This window comes from Cognatishimia sp. F0-27, from assembly GCF_020667845.1.
Taxonomy (GTDB): Bacteria; Pseudomonadota; Alphaproteobacteria; order Rhodobacterales; family Rhodobacteraceae; genus JAFMPQ01.
Window position 1 is genome coordinate 1 of the sequence record NZ_JAFMPQ010000085.1, and the last position, 1,402, is coordinate 1,402.

Sequence of the window (1,402 nt, forward strand, 5' to 3'; positions counted from 1 at the left end):
GCATACGTGCCGTTTATCTCGACGGCGCTGTTGCCGGACATTTACAGATAGGACCTTAGGAATGGCGAGAGAGTATCTGAAGAAGGCGGTTCTGACGTCGAAATCCGACGCCTCGGAGACGCAGGCGATCGTGCGCGGCATTCTGGACGATATCGAGGCGCGCGGCGACGCGGCGGCCCTGGAATATGCCGCGAAGTTCGATGGGTACGAGGGAGCGATCCTGCTCGGCGAGGCCGATATTGCCGCCGCCGTTGCGCAGGTTCCCGAGAAGCTCAAGCGTGACATCGAATTTGCGCATGCCAATGTGAAGCGCTTCGCCGAGGCCCAGAAGGCCACCGTCAAGGATTTCGAAACCGAGGTGTTGCCCGGGTTGATCGCCGGCCAGAAATGCATCCCCGTGCAGGCGGCCGGCTGTTACGTGCCCGGCGGGCGCTACAGCCACATCGCCAGTGCGATCATGACCGTGACCACCGCCAAGGTGGCGGGCTGTTCCAACATCACCGCCTGTTCACCGCCACGGCCCGGCGAAGGGGTGGCGCCGGCAATTGTCTATGCCGCCCATATCTGCGGAGCCGACCGGATCCTGGCCATGGGCGGCGTGCAAGGTGTCGCCGCGATGACCTTTGGTCTGTTCGGCCTGCCCAAGGCCAATATCCTTGTCGGTCCCGGCAACCAGTTCGTGGCCGAGGCCAAGCGCATTCTGTTTGGCCGGGTTGGCATCGACATGATCGCCGGGCCCACTGACAGCCTGATCCTTGCGGATGCCACCGCCGACCCCGAAGTGGTGGCGACCGACCTGGTGGGACAGGCCGAGCATGGCTACAACTCGCCGGTCTGGCTTGTCACCGACGATCGTGCGCTGGCCGAAGCGGTCATGCGGCGTGTGCCGGACCTGATCGAGACGCTGCCCGAGCTGAACCGGGAGAACGCGACCGCAGCGTGGCGCGACTATGCCGAGGTGATCCTGTGCAGCGATCGCGAGGAGATGGCGGCCTGTTCCGATGCCTATGCTCCCGAGCACCTGACGGTGCAGGCGGCGGATCTCGACTGGTGGCTGGAGCGGCTGAGCTGCTACGGCTCGCTGTTCCTGGGCGAGGAGACGACGGTGGCCTTCGGCGACAAGGCTTCGGGCACCAACCACGTGCTGCCGACCAGCGGCTCGGCCAGCTATACCGGCGGGCTGAGCGTGCACAAATACATGAAAATCGTCACATGGCAGCGCTCCACCCGCGAAGGCGCAAAACCCGTGGCCGAGGCAACCGCCCGCATCTCAAGGCTCGAAGGCATGGAGGGACACGCCAGAACCGCAGATATCCGACTGCGAAAATACTTCCCAAACGAAACATTCGACCTCTCCGCAGATGACTGAAACTCAAAACACCAACGCTTTGTTTGATTGCGC

1 protein-coding gene is annotated in these 1,402 nt (G+C 63.4%); it reads left to right on the plus strand.

The features are described 5' to 3' along the window. Window positions 1-61 precede the first annotated feature (61 nt). The gene (gene hisD / locus J1C49_RS21430) at window positions 62-1,369 is read left to right on the plus strand and encodes a histidinol dehydrogenase (RefSeq protein WP_227447847.1); all 1,308 of its coding nucleotides are present in this window, start codon (window positions 62-64) and stop codon (window positions 1,367-1,369) included. The last annotated feature ends 33 nt before the right edge of the window (window positions 1,370-1,402 follow it).

Bases quoted from the DNA above. Each gene is read 5' to 3' on its own strand.
- hisD (WP_227447847.1), top strand. From the start codon at position 62: ATGGCGAGAGAGTATCTGAAGAAGGCGGTTCTGACGTCGAAATCCGAC.